The sequence below is a fragment of the Pseudobutyrivibrio sp. LB2011 genome (assembly GCF_000701765.1).
GTDB lineage: Bacteria > Bacillota > Clostridia > Lachnospirales > Lachnospiraceae > Pseudobutyrivibrio > Pseudobutyrivibrio ruminis.
Window position 1 is genome coordinate 73,865 of sequence record NZ_JNJS01000007.1, and the last position, 25,661, is coordinate 99,525.

The following is a 25,661-nucleotide window of genomic DNA, read 5'->3' on the forward strand; positions in this document are numbered from 1 at the left end:
ATGAACTCAGAAAAAAAGAGATTCACATGCCTTTTTATTTCAATGGCATTACTATTATTAATTTGCTTTATTTTTAGTCTTGGAGTTGGCAGTGCGGATATTACCGTTAGTGAGATTATCAAATCCCTGATATCTCCAGGCGATGTTCAGTTTGGAAAAATTATCATATCAATAAGACTTCCTAGAATTATTGCTGCATTAATTCTAGGGGGTGCACTTTCAGTATCTGGATATTTACTTCAGATTTTCTTTGGCAATCCTATTGCCGGTCCATATGTACTTGGAATTTCATCAGGAGCAAAGTTATTTGTTGCCATTTGCATGGTTGTTTTGGTAGGCCAGGGAGTTTATATTAGCTCCCTTATTATGGTGGTTGCTGCATTCGTAGGCTCTATCATTGCAATGGGAATAGTAATGCTGTTGGCAGGCAAGGTTAGAAACATGTCACTGTTAGTGGTATGTGGAGTAATGATTGGATATATTTGCTCTGCGGTAACAGAGTTTATTATTACATTTGCAAATGATTCCAACATCGTAAATCTACACAACTGGTCACTTGGTAGCTTTTCAGGTATAAGCTGGGAACATGTAATTATATCTGCAATCATTGTTACAGTGACTTTAGTGCTTTCATTTGTTATGTCAAAGCCAATTGGGGCATATCAGCTTGGTGAAGCCTACGCCAGAAATATGGGCGTTAATATTAAATACCTTAGAGTTGTATTGATTTTACTTTCTAGTATTTTATCTGCAACCGTAACAGCATTTGCTGGACCAATTTCATTTGTTGGTATTGCAGTGCCTCATATCATGAGAGGGGCAATGAAGACAGCAAAGCCTTTAATTATGATTCCTGCATGCTTTATGGGAGGAGCCATAATTACTTTACTTTGCGATTGTATAGCACGTACTGCTTTTGCACCTACTGAGGTAAGTATCAGTGCAGTGACAGCCGTATTTCTTGCTCCAGTTGTTATTTATATGTTGGTTGCCAGGAGGGCTCTAAGCCGTGGATAAAAAACTTAGTACGATAGCCCTTGAAGTGGGATATAAAAAAGGACAGCCTGTTGTAAAGCAGGTTTCTTTTGATGTAAAGGCTGGGGAGATAATAGCGGTAGTTGGAGCAAACGGAGCAGGCAAATCAACAATATTAAAAACAATTACAAGACAGCTTAATAAGCTTGATGGAAATATTCGCATTTGCGATATGGATGATTCTGAGATTAACGAGGAAGCTATGGCAAAAAAGGTTTCTATGGTTACTACAGAACGAATTCATCCAGAGCTTATGACCTGCTACGATGTGGTGGCCACTGGCCGTTATCCATATACAGGTAGACTGGGAATTCTCAGTGATGATGACAGAGAAGCTATCGCATATGCCATAAAGCTAGTTGGCGCAGAAGCCATAGTAAGTGAAGATTTTTCTAAAGTCAGTGATGGCCAACGACAGCGAGTAATGCTTGCTAGAGCCATATGTCAGGATACTGATATTATGATTTTAGATGAGCCTACATCCTTTTTGGATATTCAGTTTAAGCTAGATATTCTATCTATTATTAGAAGGCTTGCCAAGGAACAGAATAAAGCTGTTGTAATGTCTATCCATGAACTGGAATTTGTACCGGCAATAGCAGATGCGGTAATTGGTATATACGATAATAGCGTTTATAAAATAGGTTCGCCTAAGGAGATTCTCACAGGAAAAAATCTTGAAGTTATGTATGGCATGGCAGCAGGCGAGGGAAAGATTATGGCAGACGGCTTGTGGCAGTATGCCCAGGCTCTTGAGAGGTTGATATGTCAAAAGTAATAATGGTCCAGGGGACTATGTCAAATGTAGGTAAAAGCTTGCTTGTAGGGGGACTATGTAGAGTCTTTGCACAGGACGGATTAAAGGTTGCACCTTTTAAATCCCAGAACATGGCTCTCAACTCTTTTGTTACAGCTGATGGGTTGGAGCTTGGCAGAGCCCAGGCTATGCAGGCAGAATGTGCAGGGGTTGCTCCTAGCGTATATATGAACCCTATACTGCTCAAGCCAACAAATGATGTAGGCTCACAGGTCATTGTAAATGGTGAGGTAGTTGGCAACATGAGTGCCAGAGACTACTTTGCATATAAAAAGCAGTTAGTGCCAGATATTATGACTGCCTACAATAAGCTTCAAGAGTGGGCAGATGTAATTGTAATAGAAGGGGCAGGTAGTCCAGCAGAAATCAATCTGAAATCAGATGATATTGTGAATATGGGCATGGCAAAGCTTGTGGATGCACCAGTTATCCTTGTTGGGGATATAGATAGAGGTGGTGTATTTGCGCAGCTCCTTGGTACACTAGAGCTTTTGGAAGAGGATGAAAGGGCCAGAGTAAAGGGCCTTGTAATAAATAAGTTTAGAGGGGACAAGAGCCTACTGGATTCAGGAATCACTATGATAGAGGATATGGGAAAGGTGCCGGTAGTAGGTACAGTTCCATATGTTCATCTTATGATAGATGATGAGGATAGCCTTAGCGAGAGACTTGATAATAAATGGGATAGCAGCTCGGAGTCTTTAATAGATATAGCGGTTATTCGACTTCCTAGAATTTCAAATTTCACAGATGTTGCTCCATTTGAAAGCATTAATGGAGTAAAGGTTAGGTTTGTAAATAATCCTAGAGAGATAGAAGGGGCGGATTTAGTTATTATCCCTGGTAGCAAGAATACCATTTCTGATATGAAGTGGATGAGAGAATCGGGAATGGAAGCTGCAATTAATCGTTTCTCTGTAAATGGTCCAGTTGTTGGAATATGCGGTGGCTTCCAAATGATGGGAAATACCATATTGGATCCAGATGGTGTGGAGAATGAATCAGAGGATGGGCTTGCATTATCTTCAATCAGAGGCTTAGGATTGCTTCCTCTAATAACCACATTACAGTCAGCTAAGCATCGCTCTCAGACAGAAGATTGCTTTGATGACCTTACAGGTATATATGAATCATTATCAGGTGAAGAGTTCATAGGCTATGAGATTCACAATGGTATAACAAACATAGATTATGATGCTATAGAAGATACTTTTTCCAAGGAAGAGTCTCCTGATTTGGTAGAGCGAGATGATGAGGGGAATATCATCCTTGTACAAAATGGCAACATCCTTGGAACTTACGTACATGGTATTTTCGATAATGGAGATTTGGCATACAGGCTGGTAGAGGCGCTTGCGTCAAAAAAGGGAGTTGCGCTTAAGGCTCAGGATTATGATTTTAACGCTATAAAGGAAGCTGAGTACGATAAGCTTGCAGATGTAGTAAGAAATAATTTAGACATGGATTTTATATATAGTCTTATTAAGTAAAGCAGGTAAATATATGGAGATAGAATACGTTTTACCAACGGAAATAGAAAAACGCAGTTTTGAAATAATAGGTAAAGAGTTACAGGATATGGGTATCACTTTAGATAAGGAGCAGGAACCTATCACAAAAAGAGTGATACATACTAGTGCAGACTTTGATTATGCCAACACTATGCGCTACTCAGATGGTGCAATAGAAAAAGCAAAAGAGTTAATACGAAATGGTGCTCATATAGTTACAGACACCAATATGGCTTTGTCAGGTATTAATAAAAAACGTCTAGCAGAATATGGAGGGCAGGTTCATTGCTTTATGGCAGATGAGGATGTGGCAAAGGAAGCAAAGGAACGTCAGGTTACCCGTGCCACTGTATCTATGGAACGAGCTGCCAGTTTAAATGTACCGGTAATATTTGCAATAGGTAATGCGCCTACAGCATTAATATCCTTATATGAGCAAATGACCGAAGGCAAATTCACTCCAGAGTTTGTAATAGGAGTGCCAGTAGGGTTCGTTAATGTGGTTGCAGCCAAAGAACTATTCTTAAATTCAGATGTGCCATACATTATTAACGAAGGCAGAAAGGGCGGCAGCAACATAGCTGCGGCTATCGTAAATGCCATACTGTATAATATAGATAAATAATAAATTGAGGTGAAGAATGAAAAAAGGCTTTACCACAGGAAGTTGTGCAGCTGCAGCAGCAAAGGCAGCTACATATATGCTTTTAACAGGAACTAAAAAAGAAAAAATCAGTATAGAGACTCCTGCAAAGATAATGTTTGATGCAGATATAGTAGACATTACTATAAATGAGAATCAGGTGAGCTGCAGTGTTGTAAAGGATGGTGGAGATGATCCCGATGTTACAACAGGTAGTCATGTGGTTGCAGCAGTATCTATTGAGGATAAGGGAACGGAATGCAGTACTGATTCCAACCTCTCTATCATTATTGATGGAGGCGTGGGGGTAGGAAGGGTTACATTGCCAGGTCTGGACCAGCCAGTAGGTAATGCAGCAATCAACCATGTCCCAAGGGAAATGATAATAAAAGAAGTATCAGAGGTATGTAAGCTTCTAGACTTCAATGGATGTTTAAAGATAATAATATCGGTGCCAGAAGGAGAAGAGCTGGCAAACAAGACCTTCAACCCAAGGCTTGGTATTGTTGGAGGAATATCCATACTTGGTACAACAGGAATAGTAGAGCCTATGAGTTCAAAGGCATTGATAGATACTATTAAGGTAGAGCTCAATCAAAAGAAGGCTCTTGGTATGAAAGATGCAATTGTAACCCCAGGCAACTATGGTCTAAAGTTTATGGCCGATAATTATGGGTATGATCTTGATAAAAGTGTAAAGTGTTCCAATTTTATTGGTGAGACAGTTGATATGGTTTGTGACCTGGGATTTGAAACAATGCTTATTACAGGACACATAGGTAAGCTTGTAAAGGTTGCCGGCGGAATAATGAATACCCATTCCCATGAGGCAGATTCACGAATGGAGATTCTTGCCAGCTGTGCTATACGAGCAGGCGCGGATGCAGCAGTAGCTATCAAGATATTAGATTGCCTTAATACAGAAGAGGCATTACACGTAATAGAGAATGCAGGTCTTTTGAAGGAGACCATGGATATTGTACTTGAGAAGATTTTGTTCTATCTGAACTTTAGAGCACAAGGTCGTATAGAAATCGATTGCATTTTATATTCAAATGAGTTTGGCTTATTGGCAGAATCAGAAAGGGCCAAAGCTATATTAGAGGAGATTAGATGATTTATTTTGTTGGAGCAGGATGCGGTGCAGCAGACTTAATTACTGTAAGAGGTATGAACCTTTTAAAGAGTGCTGATGTTATCGTATATGCGGGATCACTTGTTAATCCACAGTTACTGGATTACGCTAGTGAGGACTGCCAAATATTTAATAGTGCCACCATGACATTAGATGAAGTTATGGATGTGATGGTAAAGGCCACAGAGGAAGGTAAAAACGTAGTTCGACTTCACACGGGAGAGCCAAGCATCTATGGTGCCGTTCAGGAGCAGATGCATGTGCTGGATGAAAAGGGGCTTTCCTATGAAAGCTGCCCAGGTGTTAGTGCATGCTTTGGTGCAGCAGCTAGTTTGAATCTTGAGTATACACTTCCAGAGATTAGTCAGTCTCTTATTATTACAAGAATGGAAGGTAGGACTCCAGTTCCTAAAAAGGAATCAATCGAAAGCTTTGCGGCACATGGCGCATCAATGGCCATCTACCTTAGCAGTGGAATGATGGATGAGCTTTCAAAGCGTCTTATTGAGGGAGGGTACTCAAAGGATACACCTGCTGCCATAGTGTACAAGGCATCTTGGCCAGATGAAAAGAAATTCATTTGTACGGTGGGTACTTTAGCTGAAACAGCAGATGCAAATGGTATCAAAAATTTAGCAGTAGTTTTAGTAGGGGATGTTATTTCTAAATCCGGATATGCGTTATCAAAATTGTATTCAGCAGACTTCGAGACAGGGTTTAGAAAAGCAAGGAGTTAGGATGAGTATTAAGCTTATTGTTGGGGTTACCTATTTTACAAAAAACGGAAAAAGTACTTTTGAAAAGCTTAAGGCTGGCTGCAAGGATTTAATCATTGAAGAAAAGCCTGAAGATATGGATTTGTCCATATGGACAAGAGAAGCCTTTGAAGGTCATATTCCACTTGTTTTTATATGCGCAACAGGTATAGCAGTTAGAACAATTGCTCCATATGTTACAAACAAGCTTTCCGACAGTCCGGTAATTGTTATTGATGAGCTTGGAAGAAATGTTATTCCTATTTTGTCGGGCCATTTTGGCATGGCAAATGATATAGCAGCTACCATTGCAGCAGCACTTGATGCTGGGCTTATTATTACAACGGCTACAGATATCAACAATCTGTTTGCAGTAGATGTATTTGCTAGAGACAATGGATTAAAGATAATAAATAAAGATGGAATAAAGGATATCTCCAAAAAGGTTTTAAACGGTGGAAAGATATCAATCAAAACAAAGATAGACAACAATATTGTAGGCCAGGTTCCTAAAGAGGTGGAGCTGGTAGAAAAGGGAAAGGCTGATGTGGTTATCTCAGATGAGGCAACTGCTGGCTTTACACTGATACCAAAGCGATTAGTACTTGGCATGGGATGCAAAAAGGGGAAGAGCTTTAAAGAGCTTCTGACATATGTGACCTGCGAGTATTCCATCGAGTATCTCAGGAAAAATCTCTACGCAATTGCCACCATCGATGTAAAGGAAAATGAAATTGGTTTGATAAAGCTTGCTCAGTTTTTTGGAGCTAAGTTTTTAACATACACATCAAAGGAGCTTGAACAGATAAAGGGAGATTTCCCAGACTCAGAATTTGTAAAAGATACTGTTGGGGTTTCAAATGTTTGTGAGCGTGCAGCAGTGCTTGGGGCAGGACTGACAAGTAGAGACTTAGTACTTGAAAAGAAAGCTGACAATGGTATTACTCTTGCAGCAGCAACTAGAAAGACAATAGACTTAAAGTTTTAATCAGGAGGATTAATGACAGGACATATTTATATCATTGGCATGGGGCCAGGATACAAAGAAATGATGACAGACGAAGCATATCAGGCTATGAAAAATGCTGATGTGATTGTTGGATATACAGTATATATTGATTTGGTAAAGGAACATTTCCCTGATAAGGAGTTTTTCACTACACCTATGAGACAGGAAGTTGAAAGATGTAAAGCCTGCTATGATTTTGCAAAGGACGGGAAGATAGTTGCTTTTATTTGCAGTGGAGATGCAGGAGTCTACGGTATGGCGGCGCCAATGTACGAGCTATTACCTGAATATGAGTCTCAGAATATCACCGCAGATGACATTACTGTTATTCCTGGAGTGACAGCTGCCATCTCAGGTGCAGCCCAGCTTGGGGCACCAATTAATCATGATTTTTGCGTAATCAGTCTCAGCGATTTACTTACACCATGGGAGACCATAGAACGCAGACTTATAGCTGCAATTCAGGGTGATTTTGCAATGGCAATTTATAATCCTTCAAGCAAAAAGCGACATGACTATTTAGAAAAGGCATGTCAAATCATGCTGGATGCGGGAGCAGATAAAAACAGAGCCTGTGGCTATGTTGAAAATATTGGTAGAGAAGGCACAAAAACTGTTGTCTGTACTCTAGATGAGCTTAAGAATGCTCAGGTGAATATGTTCACTACAGTATTTGTTGGTAACAGCAAAAGTGAAATTATTCAGGGGAAGTTAGTTACAAAAAGAGGGTATGAAATTTAATGAAAAAGGTAATCATTTTTGGCGGAACTACAGAGGGAAGAATTCTTGCTGAATCATTAGCTCATGAGCAAATTGGTTCGGTTTATTGCGTTGCCACTGAATATGGCAAGCAACAGCTTGAGTCTTTTGAATACATCCAGGTTAGATGCGGAAGAATGGATTTCAAGGAAATGGCAAAGCTGTTTTCTGAGGTAAATCCAGATGCCATTATAGATGCCACACATCCCTTTGCCGAGGTAGTTAAGCAGGAAATCGAATCGGCGATTTTCGCATACAAGGATGTACCTTTTTTCAGAGTTGTTAGGGATGAAGAAAATGTAGATTACAGCAACTGCACATTTTTTGATACCACAGAAGAATGCGCCGCTGCTTTAGAAAAAGTAAATGGAAAAATTTTCCTTACAACAGGTAGCAAGGAGCTGGCTGTATTTTGTAAAAATGAATCAATAAGAGAACGAATCATAGCAAGAGTGATTCCTAGTGAAGAGAGTATTCGCATCTGCAGTGAAAATGGGCTGAAGGGAAGTCAGATCATTGCAATGCAGGGACCATTTTCGGCAGGAATGAATCTTTCATTTCTGCGTGAGAGCGAAGCGAAAGTACTTGTTATGAAAGAGGGAGGAAAGGCAAGCGGAGAGGCTGCACGTATTGTTGCCGCAAATAAAGCTCAGATTCCTACCTACATCATCAGAAGGCCAGAAGAAAAGGTTAAAGGTTATTCACTTTTTGAGACGAGAGACAAAGTGCTTCAGTTGTTTGGAATCAAATCAACTGAATATGGCGTAGTAGAGGGAGTTGATACCAAAATCTATGTTACCTTAGCAGGCTTTGGCATGGGATTTGGTTCAATTACAGCTGAAGTAGAACAGGCTATCCTTGAAGCAGATTATATTTTTGGCGCTCCAAGAATGCTTGTAGGTATAGAAACAGATAGCAAGAAATTCCCTTATTATTTGGCAAAAGATATTGTACCTAAGCTAAGTGAGCTAGCTGCAGATATAAAGTTTGGTACGAAAAAAGCAGTTGTATTATTTTCAGGAGACACAGGCTTCTACAGCGGAGCTAAAAAGCTAAAGGAGGCACTTGATAAAGAGCCACTTCTCAAAGCTAACATTCTACCTGGAATATCATCAATTAGTGCCTTGGCTGCCAGAATTGGTGAGTCGTGGCAGGATGCAAAGCTTCTAAGCACCCATGGTGTTGAAGAACAATTGTGGATGCCTTTACTTACTGAGCAAATAAAGCACAATGAAAAAGTGTTTGTCATAACATCAGGCAGTAAGGATGTTAGGGCAATAGGTGAAATCCTAAAGAATCTTGATACAGCTGGAACCCCAAGATTTTCAATACTTGTTGGAACAAACCTTTATGCTGATGAAAAGGTTCAAAGGCTTTCAATAGACAAGTGTGGCAACTTCAATGAAGATGGACTTTCCACTGTATTTATTAAAAATAACAAACCGGAAGCAAAGGTTCTTACTCCAGGACTTTTGGATGTAGCTTTTGATAGAGATAAAGTTCCTATGTCCAAGGAAGAGATTAGAGCTCTTTCAATTTGCAAATTGCAGATTACAAAAAATGCTGTTTGCTACGACATTGGAAGTGGAAGCGGTTCTGTTGCTGTTGAAATGGGATTATTGGATTCATCGGTTCAGGTTTACGCAGTAGAATTCAAGCCAGAAGCATGCCAGCTTATTCAAAAGAATATTGATAAGTTCGGTTTGAAAAATGTCCATTTGATTTCTGGTATCGCACCAGATTCACTTCATGATTTGCCAGCACCAACCCATGTTTTTATTGGCGGAAGTGGAGGAAGACTTGAGGATATTTTGCAGGTATTGATGAAGTATGAAAAGCCAATTAAGGTAGTCATCAATTCTGTTACAATCGAGACTATTGCAGAGATTAATTCTGTGATTAAGAAGTATAATTTTAATGATGTTGATGTAGTGCAGATTGCAGTAAGTAAAGCTAAAAAAGCAGGAGATTACAACATATTACAGGGACAGAATCCTGTTTACATTGCTACATTTACACTATAGATATTGGAGACAAAATGACAATTCCAAGAATAATGATTGCTGCGCCAAATAGCGGCTCCGGCAAAACTACAATTACATGTGGATTGCTACAAGCTCTGAAAAATGCAGGGAAGAATCCCTGCTCATTTAAGTGCGGTCCTGACTACATTGATCCTATGTATCACAGGCAGGTCCTTGGCATTTCGGCTGGCAATTTAGACACCTTCTTTACGGATAAGCAAAAGACGGTTTCTATTTTTGCTGAGGAGGCTGAAGGAGACATCGCTGTTATTGAAGGAGTAATGGGGTTATTCGATGGAGTTGGTGGCATACAGGAAATGGGCTCCAGCTACGATGTTGCTAATGCCCTGGAATGTCCAATTGTTCTTGTAGTTGATGCCCGAGGAGCAGGTAGGTCTGTGCTGGCTCAGATAAAGGGCTTTTTAGATTACGATAAATATAATCTGATAAAGGCAGTAATCCTGAATAAAACATCGCCAGGTTTTGGAAATATTTTAAAGCCACTCATCGAGGAGGAGCTTGGAATAACATGTCTTGGAGTGATGCCTAATGACAGTCAGATTCTTGTTTCAAGCAGGCATTTAGGATTAGTTCTTCCAGAAGAAATTCCAGGCTTAAAAGAACAGCAAAACAAAGTGGCTGAGCTTTTGGCGGAAAACATTTCTATGGATGAGCTTTTGAAAATAGCTGGTGATGCTAATGAATTGGTTGAAAAGGATAGCCATGGTGAAATAGAATATAACGTAAATACGAATCCTATTAGACTGGCTGTGGCAAGAGATGAAGCTTTTTGTTTTTACTACAGAGAAAACCTCAGAATGCTTCAAAAAAATGGTGTTGAATTGGTAGAGTTTTCACCTTTAAATGATAAGTCTCTTCCGGAGAATATATCAGGCTTGTTGCTAGGAGGCGGATATCCGGAAAACTATCTTGAACAGCTTTCTGCAAATACTCAAATGAAGGCTGCTATTAAAGAAGCACTGGAGTCTGGAATACCTACACTGGCAGAGTGTGGCGGATTCATGTATTTGTTAGATGAAATACATGATAAGGAAGGCGCAAGCTATAAAATGGTTGGCGCATTAAAGGGGAAGGCTTATTGGACTGGCAGGCTGGTTCGATTTGGCTATGTTACAATTGATGATAATAGTGGTATGGAAATAAAGGGGCATGAATTTCACTATTATGATACAGATAATAATGGTGAGGATTGCGTTGCTACAAAGCCTACCGGAAGCAGGTCTTGGGCATGCATTCATCATAAAAATGGAAGTTACATGGGCTTTGCTCATTTGTACTATCCATCAAATCCTAAGTTCGTATCAAATTTTGTGGAGGCTATGAAAAATTATGGGAGAAACTAGATTTTTAATTGACGACATTCTTGAAAACAAAATTAAGCTAGAACCAGTCAACAAAGATGCTTTTGCAAAAATGAAAAAGGAATGGGACAGAGTTTCAAAGCCAATTGATAGCTTTGGAGCTTTTGAAAATATCCATTCAAAAATTGCTGCAATTCAAGGTTTTGAAAGTCCAGATTTATATCATATGCGTCTTGTGGTGTTCTGCGGAGATCATGGTGTTGTTGAGGAAGGCGTTAGCCAGACAAGCCAGGATGTTACACGTATCTGTGCCACTAATATAGGCAAAGGTCTTACAACTGCTGGCACAATGGCAAAATCTCTTGGTATAGATGTTGTATCTGTTGATGTGGGAATAAATAGTCCAAAGGAAGTTCCCTACACATTAAACAGACGAGTAAAATATGGAACATGTAATTTCCTGAAGCATCCAGCTATGTCAGTGGAAGAATTCTGCAGAGCTGTTCAGGTTGGTATGGACCTTGCCAAGGAAAGCAAGGAACAAGGATTCACATGTCTTCTTGTGGGAGAAATGGGGATTGGCAATACCACATCGGCTGCTGTAATGGCAGGGTATTTGCTTGATTTAAATGCAGAGGCTGTTACCGGTCGCGGGGCTGGTCTTGATGATGAAGCCTTCAGTAAGAAGCGCGCAGTAGTTTCTATGGCGCTTTCAATGTACAGTGGATTATCACCAGTAGAAATCTGCAGTAACTTCGGCGGATTGGAGCTGGCTGCAATGACAGGTATGATTTTAGGCGGTGCCCTCTACAAAATCCCGGTTATTTTGGATGGAATGCTTAGCATGGTTTCTGCTTTAGTGGCAGACAGACTTCTTGATAACACAAAGGATTACATGATTCCTTCTCATATCAGCAAAGAGCCAGTGGCAATGAAGCTTGCATCTAAGCTTTCTTTGGAGCCAGTCATCGATGCAAAGATGGCAGTTGGCGAAGGGGCAGGTGCAGTGATGGTAGTGCCAAGTCTTCGTCTTGCAGATGTAGCTTTTCATGATGCACTTAAATTCGGTGATTCCGGAGTTGATCAATACGAAAACTTTTCAGAGGCAAAATGATTACATTAGTTTATGGTGGAAGCAGTAGTGGTAAATCTGAATATGCAGAAAACCTTGTCTGCTCCACAGGATATAAAAATAAATATTATCTTGCGACTATGAAGCACAGTGATGATGCTAAGGATAGAATCATGCGTCACAGAAATCTCAGGCAAGGCAAGGGCTTTGTAACTTTAGAGCATGATGTGGATATCGTAAATGCCATATCTGAAATCGACAGCATTGACTCGGGAGATTTCTCTACAAACAAGGCTGACTTAGATGGAGAAATAGTTCTACTGGAATGTATGTCTAATCTGGTGGCCAACGAAATGTTTAGAGATGGCGAGATTAATTCGGCAGATGATTGTGTTGCAAAGATACTTTCGGATGTGAAGGAGCTTGAAGAAAACGTTTCTTCCCTTGTGATTGTTACAAACAATGTATTTGAAGATGGCATATCCTATGACGTTGGTACAAAAGAGTACTTAAGAGCGTTAGGTGCTATCAATCGAAAGCTTGCTGCAGTTGCAGAAGAAGTATACGAAGTAGTTGTAGGAATAGGAATAAAATTATGAAAATTATAAAAGCATTTATTGTGGCTTTTTCCATGTATTCGAGAATACCAATGCCAAAGTTCAATTGGGAATCAGAGGATATGAAATATCATTTGATATTCTTCCCTTGGGTAGGAGCCGTAATTGGTGGACTTGAATATTTACTATATATTTTCTATGAGAAATATCAGATTCCAAGTCTTGTGATGGCGTTGCTTGCAATTGCCATTCCTTTGGTTGTAACAGGTGGCTTTCATTTGGATGGCTTTATGGATATGGAAGACGCTATGAGCTCATGGCAAACCAGGGAAAAGCGCTTAGAGATTTTAAAGGACCCTCATATTGGAGCCTTTTCTGTAATTAACGTAATTACGGTAGGAATACTTTTTTTGGCAATGGTTTTATTGATGTCAAAAGAAGCATTTACAATTTGGTGTTTTAGTTTTTTTGTTTCAAGAGCGTTAAGTGGAATCTGTGTTGTACGATGCAAAAAGGCAAAGGAAGATGGATTGCTACATACAGAAGCAAAAACTGCAAGTGATAAGGTTGTTTTTGTAGCATTACTTATCCAGCTTATCTTAGTTATTTTGTTTAGCATATATTTAAATCCTTTATATGGCATTTTTATGACAATAATGGGAATTGAAATAGCAATTATAGATATGAGAAAAGCTAAAAGATTGCTAGGCGGCATAACCGGAGATGTTATGGGATGGTTTGTTGTAAATGCAGAAGTGTTAATAGCTGTTGTTCTTGGATTAACAAGTATTAATTGGTGATTATATGGTTTTAATAGTAGGTGGAAGCTATCAAGGAAAAACAGAATATGCTACAAGCAATTTTCCAAATTGCAGATTCTTTAATCAGCTTCATCTTTTTATTAAAAAAAGAATGGATGAAGGCATGGGCCAGGAAGCTATTTTAAAAGAAATTCATGAAGCTATTTCAGAAGGCGACTGGGTTCTTATAGCAGATGAACTGGGAAATGGCGTTGTTCCAATGGATGAAAAGGATAATGAATGGCGTGAGGTTTCCGGACGCATTCTAATCGAGCTTGCAAAGGAAGCCGAGGAAGTCCACAGGGTAGTGCTTGGTATTGGTCAAAGGATTAAATGATGGATAGAACAATTACTCTTATAAGACATGGCAAAACATCGGGCAATCTCCAGAAAAGATATGTGGGTATTACTGATGAGGCACTAAGTTCAGAAGGGGAACTTGAGATAAAAACAAGAGTCTATCCGAAAGCAGATATTGTTTTTTCAAGTCCTATGATTCGATGCATTCAAACAGCAAAAATTATTTATCCAGATATGGAACCAATTGTAATTACGGATCTTAGAGAGACGGATTTTGGCAGATTTGAGGGAAAGAACTATCAGGAGCTTTCAGGAGATAAGGAATATCAATCCTGGATTGAATCTAATGGAGAAGCTCCTTTCCCTGGTGGAGAAAGCAGAAGCCAGGCTTCATCAAGAGCTATGAAGGGCTTTGAAAAGCTTTTAGTACAAAGCCAGGATTATGCAAACATTTCGGTTGTTGCTCACGGTGGCACAATCATGGCCATTTTAAGCAATATATTTGGGGGAGATTATTATTCATATCACGTAGAAAACGGCGAGGGATACACATTTGATTTATCACATGACGGCCTTTATAGTGGGCTTTGTACTAGACCTTTTAATAGGTGATCCTTATTGCTTGCCACATCCTGTAAGATGGATTGGAAAGCTGATTGATTACCTTACAAACAAACTCCTTAAGCAGGAGTACACATCTAAAAAGAAAAATAGAAATGGTTTGATTCTGGTTATTCTTGTAATTCTTGCTACGGTATTGATATCAGCCGCTATTTTAGTGGTTTCTTACACGATTAATTCATATTTTGGAATTATAATAGAATCTGTAATGAGCTATCAGTGTCTTGCTTCCAAGAGCCTCTATACTGAAAGTATGAAAGTATATCATGCTTTAAAGGAGAGAGGGCTTGAAGCTGGAAGAGAGGCAGTGTCTATGATAGTCGGACGTGATACAGCTTCTTTGGATGAAACTGGTGTGACAAAGGCTGCAGTGGAAACCGTGGCTGAGAACACATCAGATGGTGTGATTGCTCCGATGGTTTATTTAGCTATTGGTGGACCGGTTTTGGGTATGGCTTACAAAGCTATCAACACCATGGATTCCATGATAGGTTACAAAAATGACAGATTCTACGACTTTGGAAAATATGCTGCAAAGCTGGATGACATTGTAAATTATATTCCTGCTAGAATCAGTGCACTTTTGATGATTTTATCCTGCCTGTTTTTGGGGCCAGGCTATAGTATGTCAAATGCATTTAGGATTTTCAAAAGGGACAGATACAATCATGCCAGTCCAAATTCCGCACAAACTGAAAGTGCTTGTGCAGGAGCTCTTGGAATTAAGCTGGCTGGCCCAGCAAGCTATTTTGGAAAAATTGTAGAGAAGCCATTTATTGGAGATGGACTTAGAGCTGTAGAGCTTGAAGATATTAAAAGAGCGAATAAGCTGATGCTTGCTACATCGGTGGTTTGCGAATTATTATGTGTTGTTATTTTAGTTTTATTGTTGTAAGGAGATTTTGACATGCATGGAGGAGACATCTACAGAAACAACATACACTTCGACTTTTCAGTTAATATAAACCCTCTTGGAGTTCCTTCGGAGGTGCAATGGGTATTAACTGAAGCGGCATTACATGCTAATAAATACCCTGATATTTATCACGAGCAGTTAGCAAGGGATACAGCTGCTATATTTGATTTATTAGAAACCGAAGTTGTTTTTGGAAATGGTGCATCCGAATTGATAATGGCTATATGCCATACATTTACACCTAAAAAGGCTATGCTTTTAGCGCCTAGCTTTTCAGGATACGAACATTGTATTACAGGAGCAGCACCGGATTGTAACATTATTTATCATTACCTCAGAGAAGAGGATGATTTTGCAGTAAAGGAAGATTTACTAGATAAAATCAAGGATGAAAAGCCAAACATTCTATTTCTGACCACACCGAATAATCCTAATGGCTTGCTCATAGAAAAGACATTGCTGGATGAAATTATTTCCCTATGTGAAAAGCAGGGGACAGTAGTTGTAGTGGATGAATGTTTCTTGACACTTACAGGAAAAGAAAAGGAATTGTCATTGGCTTACAATATTCGAAATTATAAAAATGTTATTGTGCTTAGAGCCTTCACAAAAACCTTTGCTATCCCAGGTGTAAGAATAGGATATGCAATTTGCAGACAATCATTAGCTGATGCTATTAAGATGCATTTGCCTGAGTGGAATTTATCTATTTTCGCCCAGATGGCTGGGGCCGAGTGTTTGAAGCATCAGGATTACATTTCAGAATCAGTTAGAATTATTAATGATGGAAGAACGTATTTATCTGCAGGATTAAGGGATTTAGGATTTAAAGTTTATCCATCAGATTCCAATTACATTCTATTCAAGTGTGATATATCAGATTTAAAAGAAAAGCTTTTAGAATTCAATATTTTGATTAGAGATTGCTCTGATTTTAAGGGACTTACTAGGGGCTTTTACAGAGTTGCTATAAAGCAGCACAACGAAAACGAAGGGCTGCTTTCAGCAATAGAAAGTATAGTTAAGGGTTAACTATCAAGTTCCTTAATGTATTTTCTCATAGTGTTCATTACAAGCTTCTTATTGCCACTCCAAAGGGGTGCGATAAGGAGCTTTTTTGGTCCATCTCCAGTGAGTCTGTGAATAACTGTCTCCTTTGGAAGAACCCTGAGACATTCACCTACAACCTGGCAGTATTCCTCAAGTGTGAAAACATGAAAAGGATTCTCATTATAGATATCAGCAAGCTTTGTTCCAGTCAAAATATGAAGAAGCTGTAGCTTTATTCCAAATAAAGCAGGAGAGAGCTGGCTCAAGTATTTTACAGATTCAATCATGTCATTTGTGGATTCTCCTGGAAGGCCCAAAATCACATGGACTACAACTTTAAGTCCTGCATTAGTAAGTCGTTTGTATGCATCTTCGAATACATTTAACTGGTAGCCTCTGTTAATGAATCTAGCCGTATCTTCGTGGATAGTTTGTAATCCCAGCTCTATCCAAACTTCCTTTTTCTGATTTAGCTTACCTAAAAAGGCTATCATTTCATCAGAAAGACAGTCGGGACGAGTTCCTATAGATAGGCCAACGATATAAGGAAAGCTGATTGTTTCTTCAAAAAGCTTCATTAAGCGTTTTTCATCACCATATGTATTGGTGAAGGATTGAAAATATGCTATATATTTTCGCTCAGACTCTGGGATTTTATTTGATATTTTTTGATCCACCCTGGATTTGGCTTGGATAATCTGTTGCTCTATGTCTGTATTATAAGAGCTGGCAAAATCACCTGAGCCTCCTTCAGAACAGAAGATGCATCCACCGGTGCTTATTTTTCCGTCTCTGTTAGGGCAGGAGCAGCCAGATGAAAGTGACAGCTTGTAGACCTTTGTATTGTATTTTTCCTTTAGATAATCAGATAAACTTGTATATTCCATACTCTGATTTTATAAAGTTAAGTGGATTCTTTCAATAAAAATAGACAAGTAAGCGAAAAAATAGGAACTTAAACGTTTACGAAAGTTTTACGAAACTATTGACAGCGAATCAATTGCATGCTATCTTACTGTCTTGTAGTGTGTAACTTGTAACCAATCAAGGCACGAACTATGCATAAACTTATTGTATTTATGTGGGTTCGTGCCTTTTTCTATGCCCATAAATCCTCAAATGTTGCCAAATTGGTAATTTGAGATTCATTAAAAGGCTCATTCACATAGATACGGGAAAATGTATAGTGAAAAGGAGTACTTTAAATGAAAGACAAAATTTTTGCAGTATTGCAGCGTGTTGGTAGATCATTCATGTTGCCAATCGCAATCCTTCCAGTAGCAGGTTTGTTACTTGGAATCGGTGGTTCATTCACAAACGAGACAATGCTTGAGACTTACCACCTTACAAAGGCATTAGGCCCTGGAACAGTTGGAAACGCTATTCTTACAGTTATGTCTGATGCAGGTAATATCGTATTTGCTAACTTACCAATCATCTTTGCTATCGGTGTTGCAATCGGTATGGCAAAGAAGGAGAAGGAAGTAGCAGCTTTAGCAGCAGCAATTGCATTCCTTATTATGCATGCTTCAATCGGCGCTATGATTACAATTCACGGTGGCCCAGAGGCACTTCTTGAGGGTGCAACAACTTCAGTTTGTGGTATCACTTCATTACAGATGGGTGTATTCGGTGGTATGATCGTAGGACTTGGTGTTGCTTCACTTCACAACAAGTACTATAAGATTCAGCTTCCACAGGTATTATCATTCTTCGGTGGTACAAGATTCGTACCTATCGTTTCAGGTTTGGTATACACATTAGTTGGTATCGTAATGTTCTTCGTATGGCCATTCGTACAGCAGGGTATCTACGCAGTAGGCGCTGTTGTTCTTGATTCAGGTTATTTTGGAACATGGGTATACGGTCTCATGGAGAGACTTCTTATCCCATTTGGTCTTCACCACGTATTCTACCTTCCATTCTGGCAGACAGCTGTTGGTGGAACATTAGAAGTTGGTGGACAGGTAATTGAAGGTGCACAGAACATCTTCTTTGCGCAGCTTGCTGATCCTACAGTTGATCACTTCGCAGTATCTGCAACAAGATTTATGTCAGGAAAGTTCCCACTTATGATTTTTGGTCTTCCTGGAGCAGCACTTGCTATGTATCGTACAGCTCTTCCAGAGAAGAGAAAGGAAGTTGGTGGACTTCTTCTTTCAGCAGCACTTACATCTATGCTTACAGGTATCACTGAGCCAATCGAGTTTACATTCTTATTTGTAGCTCCAGCTCTTTACGGTATCCACTGTGTATTTGCAGGTGCAGCATACATGCTTATGCATATGTGCGGTGTTGGTGTTGGTATGACATTCTCAGGTGGTCTTATCGACTTAACACTTTTCGGTATTCTTCCAGGCAATGCTAGAACAAGCTGGATTTGGGTACCTATTGTCGGAGTAGGTTATTTTGTAGTATATTATTTCTTATTTAGCTTCCTTATTAAGAAGTTTGATCTTAAGACACCAGGTAGAGACGCAGAAGAGGAAGTTAAGCTTTACAGACGTAGTGATTACAATGCAAAGAAAGAGTCAGTTTCTGATGAGACTTCTGCAAAGATCACAAACGGTCTCGGCGGCAAGAAGAACATCTCTGATGTTGACTGCTGCGCTACAAGACTTCGTTGTACAGTTTTCAAGCCAGAGCTTGTAAACGATGCTTTACTTAAGAGCACAGGTGCTTCAGGTGTAGTTCACAAGGGTAACGGCGTTCAGATTATTTATGGACCACACGTTACAGTTATCAAGTCAAATCTTGAAGATTATCTTGAGACTGCTCCAAATGAAGAATATAATGGGGCTAACGAGGCAGTAGCTGAAGAGGCTAAGGCAGAAGAGACAGCTGAGCCAACAGGAAAGCTTGTTAAGACAGTAGTTCTTGGCAGCCCACTTACTGGTACAGCAGCTGATTTATCAGAGACTCCAGATGAGGTTTTTGCACAGAAGATGATGGGTGATGGCGCTGTTATCACACCAGCAGATGGAAAGGTTTACGCTCCAGCTGATGGTACAGTTGTATTCGTATTCGATACAAATCACGCAATCGGATTCAAGACAGATGATGATGTAGCTATGCTACTTCACTTTGGTATTGATACAGTTAAGCTTAAGGGCGAAGGCTTTAACGTACTTGTTAAGGCTGGACAGCAGGTTAAGAAGGGTGATGTATTGATGGAAGCTGATTTAGATTTCATCTCAAAGAACGCACCTTCAATCGCTACTCCAGTTCTTTGCACAGAGCTTAAGAGTAATCAGAAGCTTCGTCGTATCGGCGATGGTTCAATTAAAGCAGGAGAGGATTTACTCGCAGTAGACTTTTATGAGTAAATGTATTTAGGAGATCAGATGTATAGAGTTGAAAAAGTTCTAAATCACAATGCGCTGATTGGCATCTTGGATAATACGACCCAAGAGTACCTTATTATGGGCAAGGGAATTGGCTTCGGCAAGCATGTTAGTGAAACGATAGAAGTATCAGAAGAACATAAAGTTTATTCCTTGAAAGAATCTACCGAACGTGGTGGAAAAAAGGAATTAGCAACTAGTATTGACCCTGTATATCTTGAAATCGCAAATGAGATTCTGGACAGAGCAGAGGCAGCATTTAAGACAATCGACAGAGACGTTATGCTGCCTTTGGCTGACCACATTGAATTTGCCGTTAAACGTAGCAAAAACAATGAGCAACTTAGAAACCCCTTAACGGACGACATTAGAGTTTTGTTCCACGCTGAATTTAAAGTGGCAGAAAACGCTAAAGGTCTTTTGAAGGAGCGTCTTGACGTAGAGCTTACCGACGACGAAATCGGCTATATAGCTTTGCATATACATTCATCTATTATGGATCAGGCAGTTTCGTCTGCTATGCAAATGGCTGAGGCTGTCCGAGAATGTGTCACCATGGTAGAGAAAGAAACGGGAAAAAAGATAGACACAACTTCATTGTCCTATAATAGGTTGTTGAATCATATAAGATACATGATTGCCCGAACTATGAATGGCGAGGTGATTAAACTTGATATGAACGATTATATCAACGCCTCTGCTGCTAATTCATTTAAGATGTCTCAGAAGATATGTAAAGAGCTAGGAAAGAGCTTGGGAAAAGAAATTCACCAGGCGGAAATCGGGTACTTAGCAATGCATATCGAAAGAGTCGCTCTTGATGAAATGAACTAGATATTTTAGGTTGCCTAGAAATAGGCAACCTTTTTTTGTATCCATTTTCCAAAGAATATATAAATAATTGCACACAATTAATACAATGATAACTATAGAACTTTTCACAATTCTGTGCTATCATATTTCGTTAGTGGGTTTATAATATATTCTTTGGAAAAGAGAGGTTTTTAATATGACAAAGATTGATATAATTTCAGGATTTTTAGGTGCAGGAAAGACTACTTACATCAAGAAAATGCTTGAAGAAGCATACAAGGGTGAGAAAGTAGTTCTTATTGAAAATGAGTTTGGTGAGGTAGGTATCGATGGTGGCTTCCTTAAGGATGCTGGTATCACTATTTCAGAGATGAACTCAGGATGTATTTGCTGTTCACTTGTTGGTGACTTTGATAAGAATTTACACGAGGTTCTTGAAAAGTTCTCTCCAGACAGAATCCTTATCGAGCCATCAGGCGTAGGTAAGCTTTCAGATGTTATGACATCTGTTATCAAGCTTGAGGAGACAGCAGACGTTAAGCTTACAGGTCTTGTTACAGTTGTTAACGCTCTCAAGGCTTCAAAGCAGATGAAGGCCTTTGGTGAGTTCTTCAACAACCAGATTGAGTTTGCTACAACAGTTGTACTTTCACGTTCACAGACAGCTACAGAAGATCAGCTTGAGTTCTGTGTAAAGCAGATTCAGAAGCTTAATTCAAAGGCTGCTATCATTACAACTCCATGGGATGAAATCTCAGGAGAAAAGCTTCTTTCAGTTATGGAAGGACAGGACAACCTTGCTTCAGATATGAAGCATCTTGCAGAGGAAGCTCACGAGCATGAAGAGGAAGAGCATGAGCACGAGCATCATCATCACGATCACGACCATGATCACGAGGAGCACGAGCATCATCACGACCATGACCATGATCACGAGGAGCATGAGCATCACCATCATCATGAGCATGATGAAAACTGCACATGCGGTTGCCACGATCACGACCACCATCATCACCATGCTGATGAAGTATTCGATACATGGGGAATTGAGACTCCTCACAAGTTCGAAAAGTCTACAATCGAAAAGGCTATGAAGGCATTTGCTGAAACAACAGACTACGGTACAATCATCCGTTCAAAGGGTATGGTTGAGGATGTTAACGGTGGTTGGATTTACTTCGACTTCGTTGACGGTGAATACGAGCTTAGAGCTGGCGAGCCAGACTACACAGGACGTCTTGTTGTTATCGGTGCAGATGTTGATGAGCACAAGGTTGAGGAGCTTTTCGGTCTTTAATCAGTAGTTCGTTAGATTTAGTTAATAGAGGTTAATATGGCAAAAGATATACCAGTTTATGTCTTTACTGGATTTATGGATAGTGGAAAAACTACCCTTATCCAGGAGACATTGTTTGAAAATGACTTCACTCAAGGTGGAGACGATAAAATCCTCATTTTGTCTTGTGAGGATGGAGATGTTGAATACGACATCGAAAAGCTTAAGACTATCAATGCAAAGGTTGCTACAATCGAGTCAGAGGATGAGTTCAATCTTGAAAATCTTACAAAGATTTCAAAGGAATATGATCCAGATGTAGTTTTCCTTGAGTACAACGGCACATGGGGTGTGGATCATATTTATGATGAGCCACTTCCAGAAGGATGGGTACCAGCGCAGTCACTTGCTACTGTAGATGCAACTACATTTGAAAACTACCTTAACAACATGCGTACCATGATGATGGAGCAGCTCTTTAAGGCAGAAGTAGTTATCTTTAACAGATGTACTGATGCTACACCAAAGTCTAAGTTCCGTGGTCAGATCAAATCAATGAACAGACCAGCACAAATCGTTTATGAGCGTGCAGATGGATCAATTGATGATTCACCAGAGGAGCTTCCATTTGATTTAAATGCAGATGTAATCGAGATTTCAGATGCTGATTATGCTTTGTGGTTTATGGATTGTATGGATTCGCCAAAGAAATACGATGGCAAGACAATCCACTTCACTGGTTTAGTTTACAATCCAAATGATGGCAAGCTTAGAAGAGATGTATTTATTCCAGGTAGATTTGCAATGACATGCTGTGTTGAGGATATTCAGTTCCTTGGCATGAAGTGTAAGTGGGATAAGGCATCTACTTTAGGCCACAGAAGCTGGATTGATATTACAGCTACAATCAAAGTAGAATTCGCAAAAGAATACAAAGGAAAAGGCCCTGTTCTCTATCCAGTATCGGTAGAGCCTACAGAAAAGCCAGAAGACGAATTGGTTTATTTTAGTTAAATAAAGTTACAGTCAATGTAACCCCACACAACATTCATAATAAAGGCAATTATCAATGATGTGTGGGGTAATCTTTTGCATAATAATAATTTTAAATATTTAAACTTTTATAAGCGTAAATTTGCTTTAGCACTTTACAAAGCTAAAGAAATGATATACATTATATAGAAATGTGAAAAGGGAAGGAGTCTATTTTATGTATCAAATCTTAAAGAAGGAAATGCTTTCAGATAAGATTTACCTTATGGTAGTAAAAGCCCCTAGAGTTGCTTCAGGATGTCTACCAGGTCAGTTTATCATTGTTAAAATTGATGAAGAAGGAGAAAGAATTCCTCTTACAATATGTGATTACGATAGAAACGAAGGCACAGTTACTATTGTATTCCAGACAGTTGGTGCTTCAACTGAGCGCATGGCTTTACTTAACGAAGGAGATGCATTTGATGATTTCGTTGGTCCTTTAGGTCAGCCTTCAGAGCTTTGCATCGAGGCAAACCTTGAAGAGACAAAGAAGAAGAAAATTGTATTCATCGCAGGTGGTGTTGGAACTGCACCAGTTTATCCACAGGTTAAGTGGCTCAGGGAGCACGGTGTTGATTCAACAGTTATTATCGGCGCTCGTACAAAGGATATCCTTTTCTACGAGGATGAGATGAGAGCAGTAGCTACAGAGCTTTATCTTGCTACAGATGATGGAAGCTATGGATTCCACGGCAATGGTTGCCAGCAGCTTCAGGCTCTTGTTGATGCAGGTAAGAGCTTCGACCACTGTGTTGCAATCGGTCCTATGATTATGATGAAATTTGTTTGCCTCCTTACAAAGGAGCTTGGCATCCCTACAGTTGTATCTATGAACCCAATCATGGTTGATGGTACAGGTATGTGTGGTGCTTGTCGACTTGTAGTTGGTGATGAAGTTAAATTCGCTTGTGTAGACGGTCCTGAGTTTGATGGCCATTTAGTTGATTTTGATCAGGCTATGGCTCGTGCTAAGCAGTACAAGACTGAAGAAGGAAGAGCTCTTCTTAAGCTTCAGGAAGGCGACACTCATCACGGTGGATGTGGAAATTGCGGAGGTGACAAATAATGGCAGATATGATGGTTAGAGTACCTATTTCTGAGCAGGATCCAAAGGTTCGTGCTACAAACTTTGATGAGGTATGTCTTGGATATACAGAGGAAGAGGCAGTTGCTGAAGCAAGCCGTTGCTTAAACTGCAAGAATCCTAAGTGTGTAGGCGGATGTCCTGTTTCTATCAATATTCCTGCATTTATCGAGCAGGTTAAGAATCGTAACTTTGAGAGAGCATACGAAATTATTTCTGAGTCTTCAGCACTTCCAGCAGTATGTGGTCGTGTATGTCCTCAGGAATCACAGTGCGAAGGTCAGTGTGTTCGCGGAATCAAGGGCGAAGCCGTAGCAATCGGTAAGCTTGAGCGTTTCGTTGCTGACTGGGCTAGAGAAAACGGCATCAAGCCAAAGAACACATCTACTCCAAATGGTCACAAGGTTGCAGTTATTGGTTCAGGCCCTTCAGGTCTTACAGCAGCTGGCGATCTTGCAAAGGCTGGATACGATGTTACTGTATTTGAAGCACTTCACGAAATGGGTGGTGTATTAGTATACGGTATTCCTGAGTTCCGTCTTCCAAAGGACAAGGTTGTTAAGGCTGAGGTTGAGAACGTAAAGGCTCTCGGCGTTAAATTCGAAAAGAACGTAATCATTGGTCGTTCTATTACAATTGATGAGCTTATTGAACAGGAAGGCTTTGAAGCTGTATTTATCGGCTCAGGAGCAGGTCTTCCAATGTTTATGCATATTCCTGGTGAGCAGGCAAACGGAGTATTCTCTGCAAACGAATTCCTTACAAGAAACAATCTTATGAAGGCATTCAAGGAAGGATACGACACACCAATCGCTCGCGGAAAGAAAGTAGTAGTTGTTGGTGGTGGTAACGTAGCAATGGATGCAGCTCGTACAGCACTTCGTCTTGGAGCTGAGGTACACGTTGTATACCGTCGTAGCGAAGCAGAGCTTCCAGCAAGAGCAGAAGAAGTACATCACGCAAAGGAAGAAGGTGTAATCTTTGATCTTCTTCAGAATCCTGTAGAAATCCTTGTTAACGAGGAAGGCGCAGTTCGCGGATGCAAGATTATCAAGATGGAACTTGGCGAGCCAGACGCTTCAGGTCGTCGTAGACCAGTAGAAATCCCTGGCAGTGAGTACGAAATCGAATGTGACACAGTTATCATGTCACTTGGTACTTCACCAAACCCACTTATCTCCAGCACAACAGCTGGACTTGATACAAACAAGAAAGGCTGCTTAATTGCAACAGAAGATGGCGCAACCACAAAGACTGGCGTTTACGCTGGTGGTGATGCCGTAACTGGTGCCGCAACCGTAATCCTTGCCATGGGAGCCGGCAAAACAGCCGCAGCTGCCATCGACAAGTACTTCCAGTCAAAATAAACTCAAATTCCCATGCCCCTGGTAACCCCAGGGGCATTTTTGCACCCCGCCATAGTATATTTATCACCAGCCCCGGCCCCTAAGGCGGTCCCTTCCACCAAATCCCTGCACATTGCATTCAGATTATGATTTTCTAAGTGGGCAGTGTCGCTTTCTTTATATGCAGGTGTTCTTTCAATTCTTTGCACTGCTAACGCCGATGTATGTAGCTAGGCAGACACTCTCTATTTTTAGAATTTATCTCCACAACAAACTTAGGAATAATTGCAGCGACATTTGAAGTGAGCCTAGAAAATTAGAAAGGGATATTTTGAGATGATTATGCGCGAGGCGCCATGGACGGCGCCGAGAGCCCGACAACGAAATGGACTGAGTTAAAGGGCGGCGCATAAACATCCAAAATCCCCTTTCTAAAT

The 25,661-nt window shown here is 40.0% G+C and carries 24 protein-coding genes; 23 read left to right on the plus strand and 1 reads right to left on the minus strand.

The genetic code is table 11. The features are described from left to right. Genes T375_RS09220 through T375_RS09300 form a run of 17 tightly spaced genes read left to right on the plus strand, consistent with a single transcriptional unit; the run spans position 1 to position 16,308 of the window. Positions 1-1,017: a FecCD family ABC transporter permease gene (locus T375_RS09220; protein WP_044937670.1), complete on the plus strand. Its 1,017-nt coding sequence runs from the start codon at positions 1-3 to the stop codon at positions 1,015-1,017. After that, positions 1,010-1,813, plus strand: coding sequence for an ABC transporter ATP-binding protein (locus T375_RS09225; protein WP_049960380.1), 804 nt, complete (start codon positions 1,010-1,012; stop codon positions 1,811-1,813). Before T375_RS09220 ends, T375_RS09225 begins: the two co-directional genes overlap by 8 nt. Then, positions 1,801-3,342: a cobyric acid synthase gene (locus T375_RS09230; protein WP_044937672.1), complete on the plus strand. Its 1,542-nt coding sequence runs from the start codon at positions 1,801-1,803 to the stop codon at positions 3,340-3,342. The genes T375_RS09225 and T375_RS09230 overlap by 13 nt, the downstream gene beginning before the upstream one ends. Before the next feature lie 13 nt (positions 3,343-3,355). After that, complete coding sequence (locus T375_RS09235) at positions 3,356-3,988, plus strand: precorrin-8X methylmutase (RefSeq protein WP_044937674.1); 633 nt, start codon at positions 3,356-3,358, stop codon at positions 3,986-3,988. Positions 3,989-4,004: 16 nt separating this feature from the next. Further along, positions 4,005-5,123 carry a cobalt-precorrin-5B (C(1))-methyltransferase CbiD gene (gene cbiD, locus T375_RS09240; protein ID WP_044937676.1) on the plus strand — a complete coding sequence of 373 codons (1,119 nt, stop codon included), beginning with the start codon at positions 4,005-4,007 and terminating at the stop codon, positions 5,121-5,123. After that, on the plus strand, positions 5,120-5,878 hold the full coding sequence (gene cobM / locus T375_RS09245; RefSeq protein WP_044937678.1) for a precorrin-4 C(11)-methyltransferase: 759 nt from the start codon (positions 5,120-5,122) through the stop codon (positions 5,876-5,878). The genes cbiD and cobM overlap by 4 nt, the downstream gene beginning before the upstream one ends. 1 nt (position 5,879) lies before the next feature. After that, the gene (locus T375_RS09250; protein WP_044937680.1) at positions 5,880-6,884 is read left to right on the plus strand and encodes a cobalt-precorrin 5A hydrolase; all 1,005 of its coding nucleotides are present in this window, start codon (positions 5,880-5,882) and stop codon (positions 6,882-6,884) included. A gap of 12 nt (positions 6,885-6,896) precedes the next feature. Beyond that, the gene (gene cobJ / locus T375_RS09255) at positions 6,897-7,646 is read left to right on the plus strand and encodes a precorrin-3B C(17)-methyltransferase (protein WP_044937682.1); all 750 of its coding nucleotides are present in this window, start codon (positions 6,897-6,899) and stop codon (positions 7,644-7,646) included. Further along, entirely contained in the window at positions 7,646-9,688 is a 2,043-nt protein-coding gene (locus T375_RS09260) for a bifunctional cobalt-precorrin-7 (C(5))-methyltransferase/cobalt-precorrin-6B (C(15))-methyltransferase (RefSeq protein ID WP_044937684.1), read from the plus strand. The genes cobJ and T375_RS09260 overlap by 1 nt, the downstream gene beginning before the upstream one ends. Before the next feature lie 14 nt (positions 9,689-9,702). Continuing rightward, positions 9,703-11,052 carry a cobyrinate a,c-diamide synthase gene (locus T375_RS09265; protein WP_044937686.1) on the plus strand — a complete coding sequence of 450 codons (1,350 nt, stop codon included), beginning with the start codon at positions 9,703-9,705 and terminating at the stop codon, positions 11,050-11,052. Next, a complete protein-coding gene (locus T375_RS09270; RefSeq protein WP_044937688.1) occupies positions 11,039-12,124 on the plus strand; it encodes a nicotinate-nucleotide--dimethylbenzimidazole phosphoribosyltransferase in 1,086 nt (361 codons plus the stop codon). The genes T375_RS09265 and T375_RS09270 overlap by 14 nt, the downstream gene beginning before the upstream one ends. Continuing rightward, positions 12,121-12,681: a bifunctional adenosylcobinamide kinase/adenosylcobinamide-phosphate guanylyltransferase gene (locus T375_RS09275; RefSeq protein WP_044937690.1), complete on the plus strand. Its 561-nt coding sequence runs from the start codon at positions 12,121-12,123 to the stop codon at positions 12,679-12,681. Before T375_RS09270 ends, T375_RS09275 begins: the two co-directional genes overlap by 4 nt. Beyond that, positions 12,678-13,439: an adenosylcobinamide-GDP ribazoletransferase gene (locus tag T375_RS09280; RefSeq protein WP_044937692.1), complete on the plus strand. Its 762-nt coding sequence runs from the start codon at positions 12,678-12,680 to the stop codon at positions 13,437-13,439. The genes T375_RS09275 and T375_RS09280 overlap by 4 nt, the downstream gene beginning before the upstream one ends. Positions 13,440-13,443: 4 nt before the next feature. Further along, positions 13,444-13,776 carry a bifunctional adenosylcobinamide kinase/adenosylcobinamide-phosphate guanylyltransferase gene (locus tag T375_RS09285; RefSeq protein ID WP_049960381.1) on the plus strand — a complete coding sequence of 111 codons (333 nt, stop codon included), beginning with the start codon at positions 13,444-13,446 and terminating at the stop codon, positions 13,774-13,776. After that, entirely contained in the window at positions 13,776-14,351 is a 576-nt protein-coding gene (locus T375_RS09290) for a histidine phosphatase family protein (RefSeq protein WP_155952493.1), read from the plus strand. Before T375_RS09285 ends, T375_RS09290 begins: the two co-directional genes overlap by 1 nt. Beyond that, positions 14,293-15,255, plus strand: a complete 963-nt coding sequence (gene cbiB, locus T375_RS09295; protein WP_044937694.1) for an adenosylcobinamide-phosphate synthase CbiB — start codon at positions 14,293-14,295, stop codon at positions 15,253-15,255. The genes T375_RS09290 and cbiB overlap by 59 nt, the downstream gene beginning before the upstream one ends. Before the next feature lie 12 nt (positions 15,256-15,267). Then, positions 15,268-16,308 carry a pyridoxal phosphate-dependent aminotransferase gene (locus T375_RS09300; protein ID WP_044937696.1) on the plus strand — a complete coding sequence of 347 codons (1,041 nt, stop codon included), beginning with the start codon at positions 15,268-15,270 and terminating at the stop codon, positions 16,306-16,308. Here T375_RS09300 and T375_RS09305 read toward each other — a convergent pair. Then, on the minus strand, positions 16,305-17,213 hold the full coding sequence (locus T375_RS09305) for a tRNA modification radical SAM protein MnmL/YtqA (RefSeq protein ID WP_044937698.1): 909 nt from the start codon (positions 17,211-17,213) through the stop codon (positions 16,305-16,307). The genes T375_RS09300 and T375_RS09305 overlap by 4 nt on opposite strands. A 318-nt stretch (positions 17,214-17,531) precedes the next feature. Between T375_RS09305 and T375_RS09310 the strand changes: the two genes are divergently transcribed. From T375_RS09310 to gltA, 6 genes are all read left to right on the plus strand, one after another. Then, positions 17,532-19,652, plus strand: coding sequence for a PTS sugar transporter subunit IIABC (locus T375_RS09310; RefSeq protein ID WP_033154356.1), 2,121 nt, complete (start codon positions 17,532-17,534; stop codon positions 19,650-19,652). 18 nt (positions 19,653-19,670) lie between these two features. Continuing rightward, positions 19,671-20,504: a PRD domain-containing protein gene (locus tag T375_RS09315; RefSeq protein ID WP_044937940.1), complete on the plus strand. Its 834-nt coding sequence runs from the start codon at positions 19,671-19,673 to the stop codon at positions 20,502-20,504. A 175-nt stretch (positions 20,505-20,679) separates the two neighbouring features. Further along, complete coding sequence (locus T375_RS09320) at positions 20,680-21,780, plus strand: CobW family GTP-binding protein (protein WP_044937700.1); 1,101 nt, start codon at positions 20,680-20,682, stop codon at positions 21,778-21,780. 36 nt (positions 21,781-21,816) lie between these two features. Continuing rightward, positions 21,817-22,773, plus strand: a complete 957-nt coding sequence (locus T375_RS09325) for a TIGR03943 family putative permease subunit (RefSeq protein ID WP_044937702.1) — start codon at positions 21,817-21,819, stop codon at positions 22,771-22,773. Positions 22,774-22,969: 196 nt separating this feature from the next. Then, positions 22,970-23,860, plus strand: a complete 891-nt coding sequence (locus T375_RS09330; RefSeq protein ID WP_044937704.1) for a sulfide/dihydroorotate dehydrogenase-like FAD/NAD-binding protein — start codon at positions 22,970-22,972, stop codon at positions 23,858-23,860. Beyond that, positions 23,860-25,245, plus strand: coding sequence for an NADPH-dependent glutamate synthase (gltA, locus tag T375_RS09335; protein ID WP_044937705.1), 1,386 nt, complete (start codon positions 23,860-23,862; stop codon positions 25,243-25,245). The genes T375_RS09330 and gltA overlap by 1 nt, the downstream gene beginning before the upstream one ends. The last annotated feature ends 416 nt before the right edge of the window (positions 25,246-25,661 follow it).